A 20,147-nucleotide genomic window follows, 5' to 3' on the forward strand; every position below is an offset into this window, starting at 1 on the left:
AGCAAAGAGGATACACCTGTTCCCATTCCGAACACAGAAGTTAAGCTCTTTAGCGCTGATGGTACTTGGGGGGCAGCCCCCTGGGAGAGTAAGACGTAGCCACGTGATTTCTTTAAGAGATCAAACAAAAATAATAAGATTATGTGGTTGTTATAGCAAAGAGGATACACCTGTTCCCATTCCGAACACAGAAGTTAAGCTCTTTAGCGCCGATGGTACTTGGGGGGCAGCCCTCTGGGAGAGTAGGACGTAGCCACGTAATCTTTTTTATTTTTTATTTATTGCATAGTGGTTGGTTGGAAAATGGTGGTCATTAAAATACCGCAAATGTGTTAAATATTTCGATAGAACTAAGCATTATACCTTATTAAATATACTAAAACTTCTTAAACTCCCCGTAGGGTCAGACATAAGAAGTTTTTTAACGTATATTTAAACGGTATAATACAAGTTCTATATACGAAATATTTAAATCATCTGCTAACATTTTAATAACCACCATTTTTTAGTATGGAGAACAATAGTAAATATAATAAATTTAATGCTGAAGAAAAAAAGATTACGTAACTACTCGAAGAGTTAAAATAAGAAAAACATTTAAATATCAATAAAACTAGCACTTATAATGAATGTGGATGGTTATGGTATAATCTAACATATAATATTTTTTGTGAAGGAGAATGAACTATGTTAGATTATAAAAATGAAAACTGGAAGGTATATGATTTAGGAGAAATGGTATGTTCAATAATTTTTATCATATCTATAATTCTACAATTTATAAATATAAAAACTTTAGATAGTATAACATTAAAATTACAATTAATAAACATAGAAAAGATAATGATTATAGTAGGTTTTGGGTTATTTGGGAGTGAAGAAGTTTTTGCTAAAAAGAAAAAAATAGGGTATTTATATTATTTTATTATGATATGGACACTTACAATTTCTGTTCTATCTCAGATAAAGTATAGATTTTTATAGGGTGAAATCGGTATAATATAAATGTTTTTTCAAGGTATTAGATATCTGGACTAAGGAGATAAGTTATGTTAGATTATAAAAATGAGAATTGGTGGGTATATAACTTAGGAGCAACAATATGTTTAGTAGGCGCAATTATAGTAGCAGTTATATATTTTTTGAACAAAAAAAGTTTAGATAATGAATCTATCTTTACATTGATGAATATACAGCAGATAATGCTTATAGTAGGATTTGGCTTATATGGGAGTAGCGAAATATTTGCTAAAAATTCCAGAAGAGGATATAGATATTATATAGCTGCATTTTTTACATTTATAATTTTGATATCAAGAAATTTTTAAGATTAAAATATATACTGAAAGGAGAATATATTTATGAAAAAGTTTATAGCTCCTATAATATGTGGTAGTTTAACAATTTTAGCTATTTGTTTATATTTTTTACTTATTGCATATGGTATAGATAGTATTATATCTAATATAGTAATAGGAATAATTGCTATAGCGTTACTTAGTGCAATGATATTTACGATAAATCAAAGAATTAAAGAAATTAAGGAGGAAGAGAAGGATGATATTAGTAAATACTGATTTTGTAACGGGAAAAGAAATTGAAACTTTAGAGGTTGTTAAAGGTTCAACTATAAGATCTAAGCATGTAGGAAAGGATATTTTAAGTGGATTAAAAACAATTGTTGGGGGGGAGCTTACAGCATATAAAGAGATGCTGGATGAAGCTCGTAAAATTGCTGTTAAAAGAATGGTCGATGAAGCAGAAGTTCTTGGAGCGGATGGAATAATAAACATTAGATACTCAACAAGTAATATTATGCAGGGTGCAGCTGAAATTTTAGTTTATGGAACAGCGGTTAAATTTAAATAAAGTAAAAAAATTTAAAAATCCATGTATAAAAAATATAAATACTGGCCATTATATAATTAAGCTTGTAAAACAAGTTAACTCAATCTCCCCTAAAAAAGACTTCTACCCCCCATGGAAGTCTTTTTTTTTATGCAATTTAATGCTGATTAAATCTAGTATATTTAGGTATATTAATATTAGAGTGTTGAATTTAAAAAATTTTAAATGTATAATTTACATATGATGTAAGAACTAATGTTCGAAAAGAGGTGGTTTGGTGGAATTTAAGATAGAGTCTAAGTTTAAGCCGACGGGGGATCAGCCACAGGCTATAGAAAAAATAGTAAATTCAATAAATAATAATAATAAATTCACGAGTTTATTAGGAGTTACAGGATCAGGTAAAACTTTTACAATGGCAAATGTAATAGAGAAGGTTCAAAAACCAACACTTATTATAGCTCACAATAAGACATTAGCAGCTCAACTATATAGTGAGTTTAAGGATTTCTTTCCAAATAATGCAGTTGAGTATTTTGTAAGTTATTATAATTATTATCAGCCAGAGGCTTATGTTATGCAAACTGATACATATATAGAAAAGGATGCATCTATAAATGAAGAAATAGATAAACTACGACATTCTGCAACTGCAGCTATACTTGAAAGAAATGATGTAATAATAATATCCTCTGTATCTTGTATATATGGACTTGGAGATCCTAAGGATTACAAAGAACTTATGATATCATTAAGACCTGATATGCAAATAGATAGAGATGAAGTTATAAAGAAATTGGTAGGCATACAATACGAGAGAAATGATATTAATTTTGAAAGAGGTACATTTAGAGTAAGAGGAGATATTATAGAGATAATGCCTGCTAATTCAGATGATACAGGAATTAGAATAGAATTTTTTGGAGATGAAATAGAGAGAATAACAGAGATCAACTATATAACGGGAGAGATATTAGGTAGCAGAAATCATATAGCTATATTTCCCGCATCTCACTATGTTACTAGTCCAGAAAGATTAGAAAATTCTTTACACAAGATAGAGGAAGAACTAGAGGATAGGGTAAAATATTTTAAAGAAAATGAGAAGCTAATAGAGGCACAAAGAATTGAACAAAGGACTAACTATGATATAGAAATGTTAAAAGAAATAGGATTTTGTCAAGGAATTGAGAATTATTCAAGACATATAACAGGAAGAAAAGAAGGAGAAAAGCCTTATACATTGATGGACTTTTTTCCAGAGGATTACCTTATAATAGTTGATGAATCACATGTTACAGTACCACAGGTAAGAGGTATGTATGGAGGGGATAGATCTAGAAAAGAATCATTAATAGAAAATGGATTTAGATTACCATCTGCTTATGATAATAGACCTCTAAACTTTGGTGAATTTGAAGAAAATATAAATCAAATGCTATTTGTATCGGCAACACCTGGTCCTTATGAAATTCAAAATTCTAGCGAATTTGCAGAACAGATTATAAGACCTACAGGATTATTAGATCCTGAAATAGATGTAAGACCTATAACTAATCAAATAGATAATTTATTAAGTGAGATAAATAATACCGTATCTAAAAAAGAAAGAGTATTGGTTACAACACTTACAAAGAGAATGTCAGAAGATTTAACTGACTATTTAAAAAATGCTGGAATTAAGGTTAAATACTTACATTCGGATATAGAAACACTTGAGAGAACAGAGATAATAAGGGATTTAAGGATGGGTAAATTCGATGTATTGGTAGGAATCAATCTTTTAAGAGAAGGTCTAGATATTCCAGAGGTATCTTTAGTTGCAATACTCGACGCTGATAAAGAAGGATTTTTAAGATCAGAAACATCTCTTATACAGACTGTAGGAAGAGCTGCAAGAAATAAGAATGGTAGAGTTATAATGTATGCAGATAAAATAACAAGATCTATGGAAAGTGCTATAAATGAAACTAATAGAAGAAGAGAGTTACAACAAAAATATAATGAGGAAAATAATATAATTCCTCAAAGTATAAATAAAGAAATAAAGAATGTAATAGAGGCAACTATGGTAGCTGATGATGAAGTTGCATATGGAATAAGTAGTAATATAGACAAAGACGAATTAAAGGAAAATATAAATAGACTTAAAGAAGAAATGATAGAAGCTGCAAAAAATCTTCAATTTGAAAGAGCGGCTCAGATAAGAGATAAGATAGCTGAGCTTGAGGAAAGGATTGAAAACTAATATGGAAAATAAGAATATCGTTATAAAAGGAGCAAAAGAGCATAATCTAAAAAATGTAGATATAACTATTCCAAGAAATAAGTTTATAGTATTTACAGGACTTTCTGGCTCTGGAAAATCGTCTCTTGCATTTGATACTATATATGCAGAGGGTCAAAGAAGATATGTAGAGAGTTTATCAGCGTATGCTAGACAATTTTTAGGACAAATGGAAAAGCCTAATGTTGATTATATAGAGGGATTGTCGCCTGCTATATCAATAGATCAAAAAACTACTTCAAAAAATCCTAGATCTACAGTTGGAACAGTAACTGAAATATACGATTATTTAAGATTATTATTTGCAAGAGTAGGAGAACCACATTGTCCTATATGTAATCAAAAAATAAGTCAGATGACAGTTCAGGAGATAGTAGACAAGGTATTAGAACTACCAGATAGAACTAAAATACAAATACTATCTCCAGTTATACGAGGTAAAAAAGGAAAACATGAAAAGGTAATTGAAAGAATAAAAAAAGAGGGATTTGTAAGAATTAAAATAGATGGTGAAAATTATGAGGTTACAGATGAAATAGATTTAAATAAGAATAAAAAACATAATATAGAGGTTGTAGTAGATAGAATAGTAATAAAAGAAGATATAAAAAATAGACTTAGTGATTCTATAGAAATGGCTATTAAGCTTTCGGAAGGGCTTGTTATTATTGATCTTATAGGAGATAAAGAAATGATGTTTTCTACCAAGTTCACATGTCCTGAACATGGAATAGGAATAGAAGAACTTTCTCCTAGAATGTTTTCTTTTAATAGTCCATTTGGAGCATGCACAAGTTGTAATGGACTTGGAAATATGAAAAAGGTTGATAAGGATTTGGTTGTACCTAACAAGGATTTATCTATAAAAAAAGGTGCTATAGCTCCTTGGTTCTCAGTTGGAGGAGCTGGAAGTGAAGATACTTATTATTACAAGATGGTAGAAAGCCTTGCATCAAAGTTCAATGTATCATTAGAAGTTCCATTTAAAGAATTACCAGACGATTTTGTAGAAGAATTATTATATGGAAATAATAATACTTTAGTAGAATTTGAATATGAATCAAAATTTGGAGGATATAGAACTTATCAATCAAATTTTGAAGGAGTTATAAATAATTTAGAAAGAAGATATAAAGAGACAACTTCAGAATATATGAGAGAAAAGATAGAAGGTTTTATGATCGAAAGTCCTTGCCGTACATGTAATGGTGGAAGGCTAAAAAAGGAAAGTCTATCTGTTCTTATAAACAATAAAAATATAACTGATATAACGGATATGTCTATAAATGAACTACTAGATTTTATAAATAATATAGATTTGACTCAAAAGCAACAGATAATAGCATCTGAAATATTAAAAGAGATAAAAAATAGAACAACCTTTTTACAAGATGTTGGTCTTAATTATCTAAATTTATCAAGACAAGCTGGTTCATTATCGGGAGGAGAAGCTCAAAGAATAAGGCTTGCAACTCAAATAGGTTCTGCTCTAGTTGGTGTACTTTATGTACTAGATGAGCCTAGTATTGGTCTTCATCAAAGAGATAATGATAGGCTTATAAAGACTTTAAGACATTTGACTGATATAGGAAATACACTTATAGTAGTTGAACACGATGAAGATACTATGTTTGCAGCAGATCATGTAGTTGATATAGGTCCTGGTGCTGGAGTACATGGAGGAGAAATAGTTGCACAAGGAACTGTTGATGAAATAAAAGAGTGTGAAGAATCCATAACAGGTCAGTACCTTAGTGGAAAACAAGAGATATCTATTCCTGAAAAACTTAGAGAACCAGATGATAGATATATAGAAATTAAAAAAGCGAGTGAAAACAATCTTAAAAATATAGATGTTAAGATACCTATTGGATTGTTCACTTGTATAACAGGAGTATCAGGATCTGGTAAGAGTTCGTTAATAAACGAGATTTTATATAAGGGAGTTGCAGCAAAGACTCAAAATTTAAGAATAAAGCCTGGAAAGCATAAAGAAATACTAGGAATTGATTATGTAGATAAGGTAATAGATATAGATCAATCTCCAATAGGAAGAACTCCAAGATCAAACCCTGCCACATATACTGGTGTATTTGATATGATCAGAGATATGTTCGCAATGACTAATGAAGCTAAGGCTAGAGGATACAAAAAAGGTAGATTTAGTTTTAATGTAAAAGGTGGAAGATGTGAAGCTTGTAAAGGTGATGGAATTATAAAAATAGAAATGCATTTCTTACCAGATGTATATGTTCAATGTGAGGTATGCAAGGGAGAAAGGTATAATAGAGAAACTCTAGATGTTAAGTATAAAGATAAGACAATATCAGAAGTACTAGATATGAATGTTGAAGAAGCTTTGGAATTCTTTGAGAATATACCTAAGATAAAAAGAAAGCTTCAAACCCTTATGGATGTGGGACTTTCTTATATAAAACTTGGACAACCATCTACTCAATTATCAGGAGGAGAAGCTCAAAGAATAAAGCTAGCAACAGAGCTTAGCAAGAGATCTACAGGAAAGACATTGTATATACTAGATGAACCAACAACTGGTCTTCATATAGCAGATGTAGATAAACTTATTAAGGTTCTTCAGAAATTAGTAGATGTAGGAAATACTGTTGTAGTAATAGAACATAATTTAGATGTTATAAAAACATCGGATTATGTAATAGATTTAGGCCCTGAAGGTGGAGATGGTGGAGGAATGATAGTTGCTACTGGAACACCAAAGGATGTTGCAAATAATGAAAATTCTTATACTGGAATGTTTTTAAAGAAATATTTTTAAGACTATAAATTTATAAAAATAGTGTTTAACCAAAAAATAAATGGGATTAAAATACCGCTTATGTGTTAAATATTTTTAATAAAACTAAGCATTACATCTTAATTGAATACCCTAAAAGTTCTAAACTCTCTACGGTCAGACAACGAACTTTCTTAACGGGTATTCAAACGCTGTAATTCAAGTTTTATATAAAAATATTTAAATCATTCGCTAACATTTTAATCCCATTTATTTTATAAGTGTAGTTCTTAAACTTTAAATATATTCAAATGCATATTACTTCAAAAAAGGCAATCAACTAAGCAGAAGTAGTTTCCTATTCATAATAATCATGTTTAAATATTATTCTTTTCATAAATAATACCACCTTTCTTATTTTAGAGTACTTGTTGAATGGTAATTCTTTTATAAGAATATGGTATTATTTTTTTGTCTTTTATTCTATGGTAAAAATATCGTTGTATTCGCGGTATTTGTATAGATAGTTTTTAATAACCCACAGACCCTAAAAAAATAACCCAGATTTCGTTTGTACGAAATCTAGGTAGCTACCTATATTTTAAATAAAAGTAATTTTAAAATTTAATATTTATTCATTATGTTCGACTTTAAATCGTAATACAGTTTTAAGTTTATCAGGTTGAGTTTTTCTAGCATCGGAGATATAAATCTCTCTATGAATTTTGGAACTTCGCTTTAAATTATTCTGTGTACAATAATTTTCCATAATCGAAAAACTCTCGGGTTCATCGTTATAAGAACCTAAATGTAGCATTTGAAGACAAAGTCCGTCCTCTAAACTATTAAATCTTACTTTATCAAGTAAGGGATGAGGTTTTTTCTTTTTTACAATTTCAATAACTTCTTGTGCTAAATCATCAGTTACAAAGTCCGGCTGTCTTATCATAATTGTATAAATTAATTTGCTTTTATCTAGCGTATCCAATGTTCTTGCTTTTTCTTCTAAATCCCAAATACCTTCAAGTGGAAATACAGTATAGTCAAAATATCCATCTGGTATTATGCCTTTTTTAGGTAACATTTTTAAAGCATAAGATAAGGAATATAATACCCCAATTGCTTCAGAAAAGTCTTCACTATTAGGATCACCTTTTCCATCAATCATAAAGAATTTAAAGTTTGGCACCGTAATAACTTCAGGTTTATTTTTTGGTAAATATAATTCTTTGCCTTGCTTTCTCCATTCATATTTCATCCTTATTCCTCCTTCAATATGGTATATTAGTAGTATAATATATACTACCTGACAACAGTATGTCATATTTAAATTATTAGTTATATTGTTCTATAGATTTGTTTAATCTATCTTTTATAATATTTCGAATATGTTTAGGTTCAAGTACCTCAACAAAGTATCCAAATGACATTATATATCCATATATCCATTCATTTTCAGGGAAAGATACTTCTACATTAAAACTACCATCATCATTTTCGATAATATAATCATCATCAAATTCATCATAAACTCTATACCCCATCTGCTGGTTAAATCTGAGCTTTAGTGTTACTATCAAATCACAATCTACTGTTTCGTATCCTATTGACAAATCATCAGGAGGTATTCGTTCAAATGTTTCATTTACAACTTTAATTTTTTTCATACGTGAAATTCTAAATGTACGAAAATCTTGCTTAGTCCTACAGAATCCCTGTAAATACCATGTTTTCGATTTGAAAACTAATCGTAATGGTTCAACACTTCTAATTGTTCTCTTACTATAAGAACTTATATATTCAAATGTAATTATATTATGATTTATTATTCCAGCTTTAATGTCGGTAAACTTTTGATGTTCATCTTTTTTGCTACCCCAATGAGAAAAATCTATATCAATCCAGTTATAACTATTGGGACTTTTAAATACTGCATTTAATTTATTGATTAGACTTTCGATATTCGGAGATTTAGTTAATTTTAAACTTTGAAGTCCTAATAGTATTTCATTTTGTTCATTTTCTGAAACAATAGATTTATTTAAAGTAAAATTCTCAAGCAGACTAATACCACCGCCACTACCTTTACTGGTGTATATGGGGATACCTGATGAACTTAACTTATCTATATCCCTATATATAGTTCTTGTTGAAACTTCAAAGTGTTCCGAAAGATATTTTGCTGTAACTGTACCTTTATTCAATAATATAAATATAATCTTAAATAGTCTATCTATCTGCATATTATCACCCAATAATATTATACCAATTATACTAGCTACATTTGAAATTATCTTGAGCAACAGAGTCCGTTAGAATTTGTTGGTGATATCTAACATTTTGATAACCCACAGATACTAAAATAGAAACTAGATTTGGTTTGTACCAAAGTAAATTACTGATGCTATTCAAGATGCACTTGAAAATTCTTGAAAATAATTTCTTGACAAATCTATAATATGGCTGTATTATTAATTAATAAGAAAATTAAATAAATTTTTACTTCTTATCAAGAGAGACGGAGGGAATGGCCCTGTGAAGTCTCGGCAACCTTCAAACACGGTTTGAAAAGGTGCCAAGTCCAACAAAGCTTATAGCTTTGAGAGATGAGAAGATGATGATAGTTTAAGTTGTGCTATTAGAGTCTTCTCGATTTAGGGAAGACTTTTTTTATGCATAAAAAAGTAATCACTAAATCGCTTTAGAAATATAATATTTAATTTAGTGAAGGGGTGTATACTATGAACAAAAAGTCAGGAAATCCTTGGGCATTATTGCCTTTGGCAGTGTTTTTAATTATTTTTATCGGATCAGGAATTATAACTAATGATTTTTATAAGATGCCTGTTATAGTAGCTTTTTTAATATCGGCAGCGGTTGCTTTATTTATGAATCCAAAAGAGAGTATATCTACTAAGATAGATGTATTTTGTAAAGGTGCAGGAGAAAGTAATATTATACTTATGGCAATTATATTCATATTAGCTGGAGCATTTGGAAATGTAGCAAAAGAAATGGGAGGAGTAGATGCTACTGTAAATTTAAGTTTATCTATTTTACCTGAAAATTTATTGATTGTTGGATTATTCGTTATTGCATGTTTTATATCTTTTTCAATGGGAACATCTGTGGGAACTATAGTAGCACTTGCACCAATTGCTATAGGAGTTGCGTCAAAGATATCAATACCAGTTGGATTAGCTCTTGGTGCAGTAGTTGGTGGAGGAATGTTTGGAGACAATTTATCTATGATTTCGGATACTACTATTGCAGCTATTAGAACTCAAGGTTGTGAGATGAGAGATAAATTTAAAGTAAACTTTATTATAACTTTACCAGCAGCTATTATAACTGCTCTAATTTTAGGAGTTATAACATCTGGAAATCAGCTTAGCTTAGATACTGAATATACTTATGAAATAGTTAAGGTATTACCGTACTTATCAGTATTAATAGCAGCTCTATTCGGAGTTAATGTATTTGTAATACTGGGCGGAGGAATTTTATTTGCAGGAGTTGTAGGTCTTTATTATAAATCATTTGGATTATTTGGATTTATACAGGCTGTAGCAACTGGAATATCTGGAATGGAAGATTTAGCTATGATAGCTATAATAGTAGGTGGAATTGTTGAGCTTATAAAGTTCAATGGTGGAATACAGTTTATATTAGAATTTATAAGAAGTAGAATAAAGACAAAAAAAGGTGCAGAATTTGGAATAGCAGCTATTGTGAGTATTGTAGATATATGTACTGCTAATAATACTATAGCAATAGTTATGGCAGGACCTATAGCAAAGGATATAGCAATGGAATATGATATAGACCCAAGAAGAAGTGCTAGTATATTAGATATATTTGCAGCAGCTTGGCAAGGTATAATTCCATATGGAGCACAGATATTAGTAGCAGCAGGTCTTGCATCTATATCGCCTTTAGCTATAATAAAGTATTTACACTATCCTATACTAATATTTGTATTTGGAATATTGGCAATATCATTTGGATATCCAAATCTTGAAAGTAAGGCTAAGAAAGCAAATGAAGTAGTAAGTTAGCAGATAAAAAATTCGTCTAATGCTACGCATTGACTCATGGTGCCAACAAGTCTCACGACTCTGTTGATTAAAATAGTTGTAAGTTTAGTTCATTTATCAATGTTATATACAAGTTGAAAGTAATATAATTTATTATAAAGTAAAAAAGTCTACCTAATTATAGGTAGACTTTTTTTAAATTATTCCGATTAAAAAACTAGAAATAAAATACATTATTAATAGTATTGATAAACATGCTGAGTAGTCTTTGACTCGGGTTGGAACAGACCTGTCACCGTTGGACATGTCAGAAATCACACTCCTTAATTTTAGTTACTATTATTATATTACAAAAATTATAGTTACTATTATTATATCATAAACTTAGATTTTAGGAACTATCAAATTTTGTAATATATGTATATTGAAAATATATTTTAAGCAAGGTAGTTAGTAGAAATTGTTAGCACCATGAGTTAAGTTATAGCATAGAGCGAAATTTTTGTTTTAAAATTTCTAAAAATTAATTATAATAAGTCATAAGAGGTGAAATATGTTTGACATAAAAGAACAGTTAAAGAATTTACCTAGCTCACCAGGTGTATATATAATGAAGGATAAATATAAAAATGTAATATATGTAGGAAAGGCTATATCTTTAAAAAACAGAGTAAGACAGTACTTTGTATCAAAAAATCATACTTTAAAAGTAAAGTCTATGGTCAAAAATATTTCTGAATTTGAATATATAATTACAGATTCAGAAGTTGAGGCATTGATACTGGAGTGTAATCTAATAAAAGAATACAGACCTAAATACAATGTTTTATTAAGAGATGATAAGACTTATCCATATATAAAGATAACATTAAATGAAGATTATCCTAGAGTTTTAAAGGTTAGAAAGATAAAGAAGGACAAGGCTAAATATTTTGGACCTTATACTAATATAACTGCTCTTAATGAAACTTTAGAGCTTATAAAAAATATATATCCTATAAGAACTTGTAGTATAGATATAAAAAAAGCTATACAGAGAAAACAAAGACCATGCCTTAATTATCATATTAAAAAGTGTATAGGTCCATGTACTGGAAATATTAGTAATGAAGAATATATGGAAATGATAGATGAGACAATAATGATTCTATCTGGTAAAATAGAAAACCTTAAAAAAGAACTACAAATGAATATGGAATTATGTTCGAATAATTTTGAGTTTGAAAAAGCTGCAAAATACAGAGATAAGATAATAAGTATTGAAAATATAATACAAACACAAAAGATAGTATCTACTAATGATATAAATCAAGATGTAATAGCTATGTCAAAAGTAGATGATGAAGCTTGTGTCCAAATATTTTTTGTTAGAAATGGAAAAATAGTTGGTAGAGAACACTATATATTAAAAGGTGTAATTGATAATGAAAGAGAAGAAATAATGGCTTCTTTTATAAAACAGTTTTATTCATCTGGTGTATTTATACCTCAAGAGTTAATAATAGAAGATGAAATAGAAGATATGGAGATAATAAAGAAGTGGTTAAGTGGTATTAAAAATAAAAATGTAGATATTAAAATACCTAAAAGAGGAGAAAAAAAAGATCTTGTGAATATGGTTAGAAAAAATGCCTTAGAATCATTAGAAAAGTTCTCCAATTTAGAAAAAATGAAGTTTGAAAAGACTACTGGTGTTTTAGATCAGATAAAAGAGCTAATTAATTTAGAGAAAAAGCCAAATAGAATAGAAGCATATGATATATCAAATATACAAGGAGTGGATTCGGTAGGAAGTATGGTCGTATTTACAGATGGAAAGAAGGATAAAAAAGAATATAGAAGATATAAGATTCAATCTGTTATAGGGCCAAATGATTATGCATCTATGCAAGAAATAGTAAACAGAAGATTAGAAAATGGAAATTATCCAGATTTAATATTACTTGATGGAGGAATTGGACAAGTAAATGCTGTAAAAAAAGTTTTAGATAATAAAAATATTGATATCCCTCTATGGGGAATGTACAAGGATGATAAGCATAGAACAAAAGGTCTTATATCACCTGATAGAGATATTGAACTAGATAAAAACTCTAATATATACAAATTTATATATCTGATACAAGAAGAGGTACATAGATTTGCTATAACTTATCATAGATCTTTAAAAATTAAGAATATGACTAAATCTATATTAGATGATATACCGAACATAGGTAGTAAAAGAAAGATGAATCTATTATCTTACTATAAAACTGTAGATAATATAAAAAAAGCAACTTTACAAGAACTTGAGAGTGTAGAAGGTATGAACAAAAAATCAGCAAAAAGTGTTTACGAATTTTTCTTAGAGAAGGGATGATGACATGGAAAAGGTATCAGTAAAAGAAATGATAGAAGATTTAAAGTTAGAAGTAGTTTATATGCCAGAAAATGTGGAGAAGTATATAACATCGTCTGATGTTAACAGACCAGGTCTTCAGTATGCGGGATTTTTTGATTATTTTGCATATGATAGAGTGCAGATAGTGGGAAAAGGAGAATATGAATATTTTCAATATTTAGATGAGAAAACAAGATGGGAGAGATTAGATAAGTTATTCGCTTATGATATTCCAGCTCTTTTACTAACTAGAGGACTTGAACCTAATAAAGATGCAATAGATGCTTGTAAAAAGCATAAAAAGATTTTTTTAAGAACACACATGAATACTACTAGATTTATAAATAAGATTTCAAATTACTTAGATGAAAAGTTAGCTCCAACTACAACAATGCATGGAGTATTAGTAGATGTTTATGGAATTGGGGTTTTAATAACTGGAGAAAGTGGTGTAGGTAAATCAGAAACAGCACTAGAACTTATAAAAAGAGGGCATAGACTTGTAGCTGATGATGCTGTTGAGATAAAAAAGACAGAGGAAGATTTATTAACAGGAAAAGCTCCTGATATTATAAAATATCTTATGGAAATAAGAGGTGTTGGAATACTTGATATAAAGAGCCTTTATGGAGTAGGTGCTATAAAGCCGAGTAAATTAATAGATATGATAGTTTATCTTGAGTCTTGGAAAGATGGAAAGTATTATGATAGACTTGGGATAGATGAAGAATATATGGATATACTAGGAGTTCCTGTAGAAAAGATAATGATACCAGTAAAGCCTGGAAGGAACTTGGCTATGATAATAGAGGTTGCATCTAGAAATTATAGACAAAAGGCGATGGGATATAATGCTGCTAAAGTTTTTAATGATAGGTTGATGAAAAAATTAGATGATGATAAATAGATAAAAAAAGCTACATTATATATTTTATATAATGTAGCTTTTTTTTAGTATATAGGGAATTATATATAAGTATATTGTATTCTTTTTTATATAATGTTAAAAGTTTATTTATGCATTTTCAAGTAATGTATTTGTGGTTAAATTTGAATACTTATGAAAGTATAATTATTAAAATGGATATTTCCTAAAATAATACATATATATGTATATATAGAAAAACACAAAATATTTAGATGTAAACATATTACATTATTTGAAATTAAATAAAAATTCATAAAAAATAATTTATTTTTAAAAAAAATCAAGAAAAATATGTGATTTAAGGAATTGGTATAATTATAATTATGTTATTAAATTGTCAAGTGGGAATTAAAAAAATATTTACAAAAAGTGAAAATATATGTAAAATAAGAATTAATATTCAAAATAAAAAGAAAATTCTAAAAAAAGTATTTATGCGTGAAATTAAAAAGTGGGTGTTAAAAAAATAACATAAAATACATAAATACTCACGTTGAATACAAAAACAAAGTTTATAAAAATGAAAAAATGAATTTTTATACATAAAAATGAATAAAAAAAAGCATGTAAAATTTAGAATTATATATTTTGAAAATTAATCACGATTACCGGTAAATGATATTTAATATCAAATTCATGAATTAAAATACAGTATTATAAATAAATATACATAGTGCAAACAAATGAAAACGATATCAATATGTAGATAATTAAGAAATGTTTAAATTGTTGCAAATAAAAGATTTGCACAAAAAAATAAATTCGTGTTATAATATTTTTAATAAAACTGAAAGACAATAAATTAACAATGTTTCGAGAAAATTGTTTTTTTGTCATAACATAATAAATTAATATTTTATAAGATATGGGGAGGTACATGATGGCAAGAGATGTCTTCACTAAAGAAAACTTTGAAAAATTAGACCATGTAATACAAAAATATAAAGGTAAACCTGGACCATTGATGCCTGTGCTTACAGAAGCTCAAAAAATATTTGGATGTGTTGCAATTGACATTCAAAAGAAAATATCAGAAGAACTTAATATTCCACTTGCTGAAATTTATGGAGTTGCAACTTTTTACTCTCAATTCTCACTTCAACCAAAAGGAGAATATGTAATTGGAGTATGTCTTGGAACTGCATGTTATGTTAAAGGAGCTCAAGATATCATAAATGAAGTATCGAAAGAACTTAATGTAGAAGTGGGTAAGACGAGTGAGGATGGAAAGTTTACATTAGTAGCTACTAGATGTATAGGGGCTTGTGGACTTGCTCCTGTATTGACTGTTAATGAAGATGTATATGGAAAACTTACATCTGGTGATGTTGAGGGAATACTTAGCAAATACAAATAAAAATAGTATAGAAGAAATTATTCAAGGAGGTACTGTTAATGGCTTATAAAAACCAGGTATTAGTTTGTGGGGGTACTGGTTGTACTTCATCTAGTTCTCTTAAAATATTAGAGAAAATGGAAAATTTACTTGAACAAAGAGGAATAAGACAAGATGTTAAGATTGTAAAAACAGGATGTTTCGGACTATGTGCAGCAGGACCTATAGTTATTGTTTACCCAGAAGGAGCTTTTTATGCACACGTTAAGCTTGAAGATGTAGATAAAATAGTTGATGAGCACATAATAGGTAAAAAGATAATAAAAGACCTTTTATATAAAGAAGCAGTTAGTGAAGACGGAGAAGTTAAACCTTTTGAAGAAGTACCTTTTTATAAAAAGCAAATGAGAATAGCTCTTGAGCATTGTGGAGCTATCGGTGCTGAAGATATAGATGATTATGTAGAACTAAATGGATATAAAGCACTTAAAAAAGCATTAACTGAAATGACACCTAAAAATGTTATAGATGAAATTAAAAAGTCAGGACTTCGTGGACGTGGAGGTGGAGGATTCCCAACTGGACTTAAATGGGAATTTACTTACAACACAGAGAGTGATCAAAAATATGTTGCATGTAATGCAGATGAGGGAGATCCAGGAGCATTTATGGACAGGTCTATTCTTGAAGGAGATTCACACTCTGTTATAGAGGCCATGGCTATAGCTGGATATGCAGTTGGAGCAAATCAAGGATATGTATACGTAAGAGCAGAGTATCCAGTTGCTATTGAAAGACTTCAAATAGCAATAGACAAGGCTAGAGAAGCAGGATATTTAGGAAAAAATATATTCGGAACTGATTTTGAATTTGATATGGAAATAAGACTTGGAGCTGGAGCTTTTGTTTGTGGAGAAGAAACAGCGCTTATAAATTCTATAGAAGGAAAAAGAGGTATGCCAAGACCAAGACCTCCATTCCCAGCAGTTAAAGGTTTATGGAATAAGCCAACACTTCTTAATAATGTTGAGACTTATGCTAATGTACCAAAGATAATATTAAAGGGAGCAGAGTGGTTCTCTTCAATTGGAACAGAAAAGTCTAAGGGAACAAAGGTATTTGCTCTTGGAGGTAAGGTAGTGAATACTGGTCTTGTAGAAATACCTATGGGAACTACTTTAAGAGAGATAATATTTGAAATAGGTGGAGGAATTCCTAACGGTAAGAAGTTTAAGGCAGTTCAAACTGGAGGACCATCTGGTGGATGCTTAACAGAGGAATATTTAGATACTCCAATAGATTATGATTCATTAACAGCACTTGGATCTATGATGGGATCTGGTGGAATGATTGTACTTGATGAAGATAACTGTATGGTTGATATAGCTAAATTCTTCTTAGAATTCACAGTTGAGGAATCATGTGGAAAATGTCCACCTTGTAGAATAGGAACAAAGAGAATGCTTGAAATATTAGAGAAAATAACAGAAGGTAAAGGTGAAAGAGGAGATATAGAAAAGCTTGAAAAGCTTGCTGAGAATATCAAGACTTCTGCACTTTGTGGACTTGGGCAAACAGCTCCGAATCCAGTACTTTCAACTATAAAGAGATTTAGACATGAATATGAAGCTCATGTAAATGAAAAGAGATGTCCATCGGGAGTATGTCAAGCACTACTTGAGTACAAGATTACTGAAGATAAATGTAAGGGATGTACATTGTGTGCCAAGGCATGTCCAGTTAATGCTATAAAAGGAAATGTCAAAGAAGCTCATGTTATAAATACTAATACTTGTATAAAGTGTGGAGCATGTGTAGCTAAATGTCCATTTGGAGCTATATCTAAACAATAATCATGAAAAGAGAGGTGTTTACGGTGCAAAAAGTTACTTTAACTATAGATAATGTAAAAATAGAAGTTCCTAAGGAGTATACTATACTTCAAGCTGCTAGGGAGATAGGAATAGATATCCCAACTCTTTGCTATTTAAAAGATATAAATGAAATAGGAGCATGTAGAATGTGCTTAGTTGAAATAGAAGGAGCTAGAAATCTTCAAGCTTCTTGTGTTCATCCTGTAGCTGAGGGAATGGTAATAAAGACTAATACAAGAAAGATAAGAGAGGCTAGAAAGGCTAATCTTGAGTTAATACTTTCTGATCATAATAGAGATTGTTTAGCATGTTCTAGAAATGGAAACTGTGAATTACAAAAATTATCAGAGGACTTAAATATTAAAGATGTTGAATTTGAAGGAGAGAGAAAAGAGAAACAAATAGATGATCTATCAAGTTCAATAGTAAGAGATCCTAATAAGTGTATACTTTGCGGAAGATGTGTTGCTGTATGTTCAAAGGTTCAAAATATAGGAGTGTTAGCATTTACTAATAGAGGTATAGATACGGAAGTTGCACCTGCATTTGGTCAAAGTATGGCAGATGCACCATGTGTGTACTGTGGACAATGTATAAATGTCTGTCCAGTTGCAGCCTTAAGAGAAAAATCTGAAGTAGAAAAAGTATGGGATGCTATAGAAGATAATACTAAACATGTATTAGTTCAAACAGCACCAGCAGTAAGAGCAGCTTTAGGAGAAGAATTTGGTCTTCCAATAGGGACTAGAGTTACTGGAAAGATGGTATCAGCTCTTAAGAGACTCGGATTTGACAAGGTATTTGATACTAACTTTGCAGCAGACCTTACTATAATGGAAGAAGGACATGAACTTTTAAATAGAATTCAAAATGGTGGAACACTTCCAATGATAACTTCATGTTCACCAGGATGGATAAGATACTGTGAATTCTACTATCCAGAGCTTATAGATAATTTATCAAGCTGTAAGTCACCTCATCAAATGATGGGAGCTATACTTAAGTCTTACTATGCTAAGATAAATAATATAGATCCTAAGGATATATATGTAGTGTCTATAATGCCATGTACATCTAAAAAGACTGAGTCTGCAAGAAAAGAGATGGAAGTTAACGGATTAAGAGATGTAGATGCAGTACTAACTACTAGAGAACTTGGAAAAATGATAAAAGAAGCTAGAATTGAGTTTAATAAATTAGAAGATGGAGTATTCGATGAATTCTTTGGAGATTACTCAGGAGCAGCGGTTATATTCGGAGCTACAGGTGGAGTTATGGAAGCTGCTGTTAGAACAGTAGCTGATGTAATTACTGGTGAGGATTTAGAAGAAATAGAATACAATGTTGTTAGAGGAATAGAAAACTTAAAAGAGGCTGAAGTTAAAATAGGAGATATGACTGTTAAGGTAGCTGTAGTTCACGGAACAGGAGCAGCATCTGAACTTCTTGACTTAATTAAAGAAGGAAAAGCTGATTATCATTTCATAGAGGTTATGGGATGTTCAGGAGGATGTGTAACTGGTGGAGGACAGCCTCAGGTTTCAGCTAAGGTAAGAGAAGAAGTAGATTTAAGAGTAGAAAGAGCTAAGGCTTTATATGAAGAAGATGCTCTTATGCCTGTTAGAAAATCTCATAAGAATGAATCAATTCAAAAGTTATATGCTGATTTCTTAGGAAAACCAAATGGACATATGGCTCATGAGTTACTTCATACTCATTATGCAAAGAAAGAAATATATCCAACTAAAGAAGAAGCTTGTGACGGAAAATGTGATTCTAAAAAATGTTCATGTGAATCTTGCTAAAAGCATATAATAAAGAGGTCAATATAATTATTGACCTCTTTAATAAAAAAGTAAAAAACAAAAAATTTACAACTTGAGTAAACAGGAGTATTATGAAAATAGGGACAAAATAGTTTGTACCTATTTTGACAATATTACTGACATATTAAATTTCAATCTAATTGATGGATTTATTCATCAAGAGGAGACTTATAAAAATTCTAATTACAAGGATGTATATCTGAGTAAAAGGTGAGAGGGTGATATTAAAATTATTGGCTTTCCTTATCTTTTTTTAAGGAAGGCTTTTTTATTTATACTTTAAAACTATGATTTAGTATTTAATCGAAAAATTACATTCATTTAAATAACGCTACTTAGTCAATATTTTTATAAAATCAGAGACTTAAACTTATTAAATATACTAAAACTTCATAAACTCGCTACGCTCAGACAATGAAGTTTATTAACGTAGATTTAAACGTTTAAATCTAGATTTTATAGAAAAATATTAACCAAAAAGTAGCTAACATTTAAATAAACGTAATTTTTAAAGTGTAGTCTTGTATATAGTGAGTAGGTTAAAGTAAAACATCAAAGCATATAAAAATTCGAAATATAAAACAGAAAAATAAATTTTAATATTTAGACTAGAATAGGAGACTTATATGAATAAGAGAATTGGTGTAGTTGCGATTTTAGTTGAGGATAAGGACAGTGTAGATGGGGTAAATAAATTACTTAGTATACATGCAGAAATTGTGGTTGGAAGAATGGGAATACCTTATAAAGAGAAGAATTTAAGTGTTATATCTATAATTGTAGATGGTACTAATGATGAGATAGGAGCTTTAACTGGAAGGCTTGGAAGGCTTCAAGGAGTTACTGTAAAGAGTGCTTTAACACAAAAATAATTGG

General features: G+C 29.7%; 15 protein-coding genes, 2 rRNA genes and 1 riboswitch. Of the genes, 15 read left to right on the top strand and 2 right to left on the bottom strand.

The window, feature by feature from the left end:
* The 8 genes from rrf (WJW32_RS04350) to uvrA form a co-directional block, all read left to right on the top strand.
* A 5S ribosomal RNA gene (gene rrf, locus WJW32_RS04350) occupies positions 1-105 on the top strand; the annotation flags it as partial.
* Positions 106-142: 37 nt separating this feature from the next.
* Positions 143-259: ribosomal RNA gene (gene rrf, locus WJW32_RS04355) — 5S ribosomal RNA — on the top strand.
* 428 nt (positions 260-687) lie between these two features.
* Positions 688-984 (top strand): hypothetical protein, encoded by a 297-nt coding sequence (locus WJW32_RS04360; protein WP_340255531.1) that lies wholly within the window; start codon positions 688-690, stop codon positions 982-984.
* Positions 985-1,049: 65 nt separating this feature from the next.
* On the top strand, positions 1,050-1,328 hold the full coding sequence (locus WJW32_RS04365) for a hypothetical protein (protein ID WP_340255534.1): 279 nt from the start codon (positions 1,050-1,052) through the stop codon (positions 1,326-1,328).
* A 33-nt stretch (positions 1,329-1,361) separates the two neighbouring features.
* Entirely contained in the window at positions 1,362-1,577 is a 216-nt protein-coding gene (locus WJW32_RS04370) for a hypothetical protein (protein ID WP_340255537.1), read from the top strand.
* The gene (locus WJW32_RS04375) at positions 1,558-1,869 is read left to right on the top strand and encodes a YbjQ family protein (protein WP_340255540.1); all 312 of its coding nucleotides are present in this window, start codon (positions 1,558-1,560) and stop codon (positions 1,867-1,869) included. Before WJW32_RS04370 ends, WJW32_RS04375 begins: the two co-directional genes overlap by 20 nt.
* A gap of 256 nt (positions 1,870-2,125) precedes the next feature.
* Positions 2,126-4,096: an excinuclease ABC subunit UvrB gene (uvrB, locus tag WJW32_RS04380; RefSeq protein WP_340255543.1), complete on the top strand. Its 1,971-nt coding sequence runs from the start codon at positions 2,126-2,128 to the stop codon at positions 4,094-4,096.
* Between the two features lies 1 nt (position 4,097).
* Positions 4,098-6,929 (top strand): excinuclease ABC subunit UvrA, encoded by a 2,832-nt coding sequence (uvrA, locus tag WJW32_RS04385; protein WP_340255623.1) that lies wholly within the window; start codon positions 4,098-4,100, stop codon positions 6,927-6,929.
* 589 nt (positions 6,930-7,518) lie between these two features.
* Here uvrA and WJW32_RS04390 read toward each other — a convergent pair.
* A complete protein-coding gene (locus tag WJW32_RS04390; RefSeq protein ID WP_340255546.1) occupies positions 7,519-8,145 on the bottom strand; it encodes a GyrI-like domain-containing protein in 627 nt (208 codons plus the stop codon).
* Between the two features lie 76 nt (positions 8,146-8,221).
* Positions 8,222-9,130 (bottom strand): helix-turn-helix transcriptional regulator, encoded by a 909-nt coding sequence (locus WJW32_RS04395; RefSeq protein WP_340255549.1) that lies wholly within the window; start codon positions 9,128-9,130, stop codon positions 8,222-8,224.
* A gap of 260 nt (positions 9,131-9,390) precedes the next feature.
* Positions 9,391-9,500: riboswitch (SAM riboswitch) on the top strand.
* A gap of 128 nt (positions 9,501-9,628) precedes the next feature.
* On the opposite strand from WJW32_RS04395, the gene WJW32_RS04400 reads away from it, so the two are divergent.
* From WJW32_RS04400 to WJW32_RS04430, 7 genes are all read left to right on the top strand, one after another.
* Entirely contained in the window at positions 9,629-10,945 is a 1,317-nt protein-coding gene (locus WJW32_RS04400; RefSeq protein ID WP_340255552.1) for a Na+/H+ antiporter NhaC family protein, read from the top strand.
* 532 nt (positions 10,946-11,477) lie between these two features.
* The gene (gene uvrC / locus WJW32_RS04405; protein WP_340255555.1) at positions 11,478-13,286 is read left to right on the top strand and encodes an excinuclease ABC subunit UvrC; all 1,809 of its coding nucleotides are present in this window, start codon (positions 11,478-11,480) and stop codon (positions 13,284-13,286) included.
* A 4-nt stretch (positions 13,287-13,290) separates the two neighbouring features.
* A complete protein-coding gene (hprK, locus tag WJW32_RS04410; protein ID WP_340255558.1) occupies positions 13,291-14,214 on the top strand; it encodes an HPr(Ser) kinase/phosphatase in 924 nt (307 codons plus the stop codon).
* A gap of 901 nt (positions 14,215-15,115) precedes the next feature.
* On the top strand, positions 15,116-15,592 hold the full coding sequence (gene nuoE, locus WJW32_RS04415) for an NADH-quinone oxidoreductase subunit NuoE (RefSeq protein ID WP_340255561.1): 477 nt from the start codon (positions 15,116-15,118) through the stop codon (positions 15,590-15,592).
* A gap of 38 nt (positions 15,593-15,630) precedes the next feature.
* On the top strand, positions 15,631-17,424 hold the full coding sequence (gene nuoF / locus WJW32_RS04420; protein WP_340255563.1) for an NADH-quinone oxidoreductase subunit NuoF: 1,794 nt from the start codon (positions 15,631-15,633) through the stop codon (positions 17,422-17,424).
* Positions 17,425-17,447: 23 nt separating this feature from the next.
* The gene (locus WJW32_RS04425) at positions 17,448-19,250 is read left to right on the top strand and encodes an NADH-dependent [FeFe] hydrogenase, group A6 (protein WP_340255566.1); all 1,803 of its coding nucleotides are present in this window, start codon (positions 17,448-17,450) and stop codon (positions 19,248-19,250) included.
* Between the two features lie 647 nt (positions 19,251-19,897).
* Entirely contained in the window at positions 19,898-20,143 is a 246-nt protein-coding gene (locus WJW32_RS04430; protein ID WP_340255569.1) for a TM1266 family iron-only hydrogenase system putative regulator, read from the top strand.
* Positions 20,144-20,147 lie beyond the last annotated feature (4 nt).

It is taken from the genome of Tepidibacter sp. Z1-5, from assembly GCF_037844525.1.
Taxonomy (GTDB): domain Bacteria; phylum Bacillota; class Clostridia; order Peptostreptococcales; family Peptostreptococcaceae; genus Tepidibacter_A.

What these genes read in the sequence shown, in the direction of transcription:
- WJW32_RS04365 (WP_340255534.1), top strand. Translation starts at nt 1,050, where the DNA reads ATGTTAGATTATAAAAATGAGAATTGGTGGGTATATAACTTAGGAGCA.
- WJW32_RS04400 (WP_340255552.1), top strand. Translation starts at nt 9,629, where the DNA reads ATGAACAAAAAGTCAGGAAATCCTTGGGCATTATTGCCTTTGGCAGTG.
- hprK (WP_340255558.1), top strand. Translation starts at nt 13,291, where the DNA reads ATGGAAAAGGTATCAGTAAAAGAAATGATAGAAGATTTAAAGTTAGAA.
- WJW32_RS04375 (WP_340255540.1), top strand. Translation starts at nt 1,558, where the DNA reads ATGATATTAGTAAATACTGATTTTGTAACGGGAAAAGAAATTGAAACT.
- uvrC (WP_340255555.1), top strand. Translation starts at nt 11,478, where the DNA reads ATGTTTGACATAAAAGAACAGTTAAAGAATTTACCTAGCTCACCAGGT.
- WJW32_RS04360 (WP_340255531.1), top strand. Translation starts at nt 688, where the DNA reads ATGTTAGATTATAAAAATGAAAACTGGAAGGTATATGATTTAGGAGAA.
- nuoE (WP_340255561.1), top strand. Translation starts at nt 15,116, where the DNA reads ATGGCAAGAGATGTCTTCACTAAAGAAAACTTTGAAAAATTAGACCAT.
- WJW32_RS04395 (WP_340255549.1), bottom strand. Translation starts at nt 9,130, where the DNA reads ATGCAGATAGATAGACTATTTAAGATTATATTTATATTATTGAATAAA.
- uvrA (WP_340255623.1), top strand. Translation starts at nt 4,098, where the DNA reads ATGGAAAATAAGAATATCGTTATAAAAGGAGCAAAAGAGCATAATCTA.
- WJW32_RS04390 (WP_340255546.1), bottom strand. Translation starts at nt 8,145, where the DNA reads ATGAAATATGAATGGAGAAAGCAAGGCAAAGAATTATATTTACCAAAA.
- WJW32_RS04430 (WP_340255569.1), top strand. Translation starts at nt 19,898, where the DNA reads ATGAATAAGAGAATTGGTGTAGTTGCGATTTTAGTTGAGGATAAGGAC.
- nuoF (WP_340255563.1), top strand. Translation starts at nt 15,631, where the DNA reads ATGGCTTATAAAAACCAGGTATTAGTTTGTGGGGGTACTGGTTGTACT.
- WJW32_RS04370 (WP_340255537.1), top strand. Translation starts at nt 1,362, where the DNA reads ATGAAAAAGTTTATAGCTCCTATAATATGTGGTAGTTTAACAATTTTA.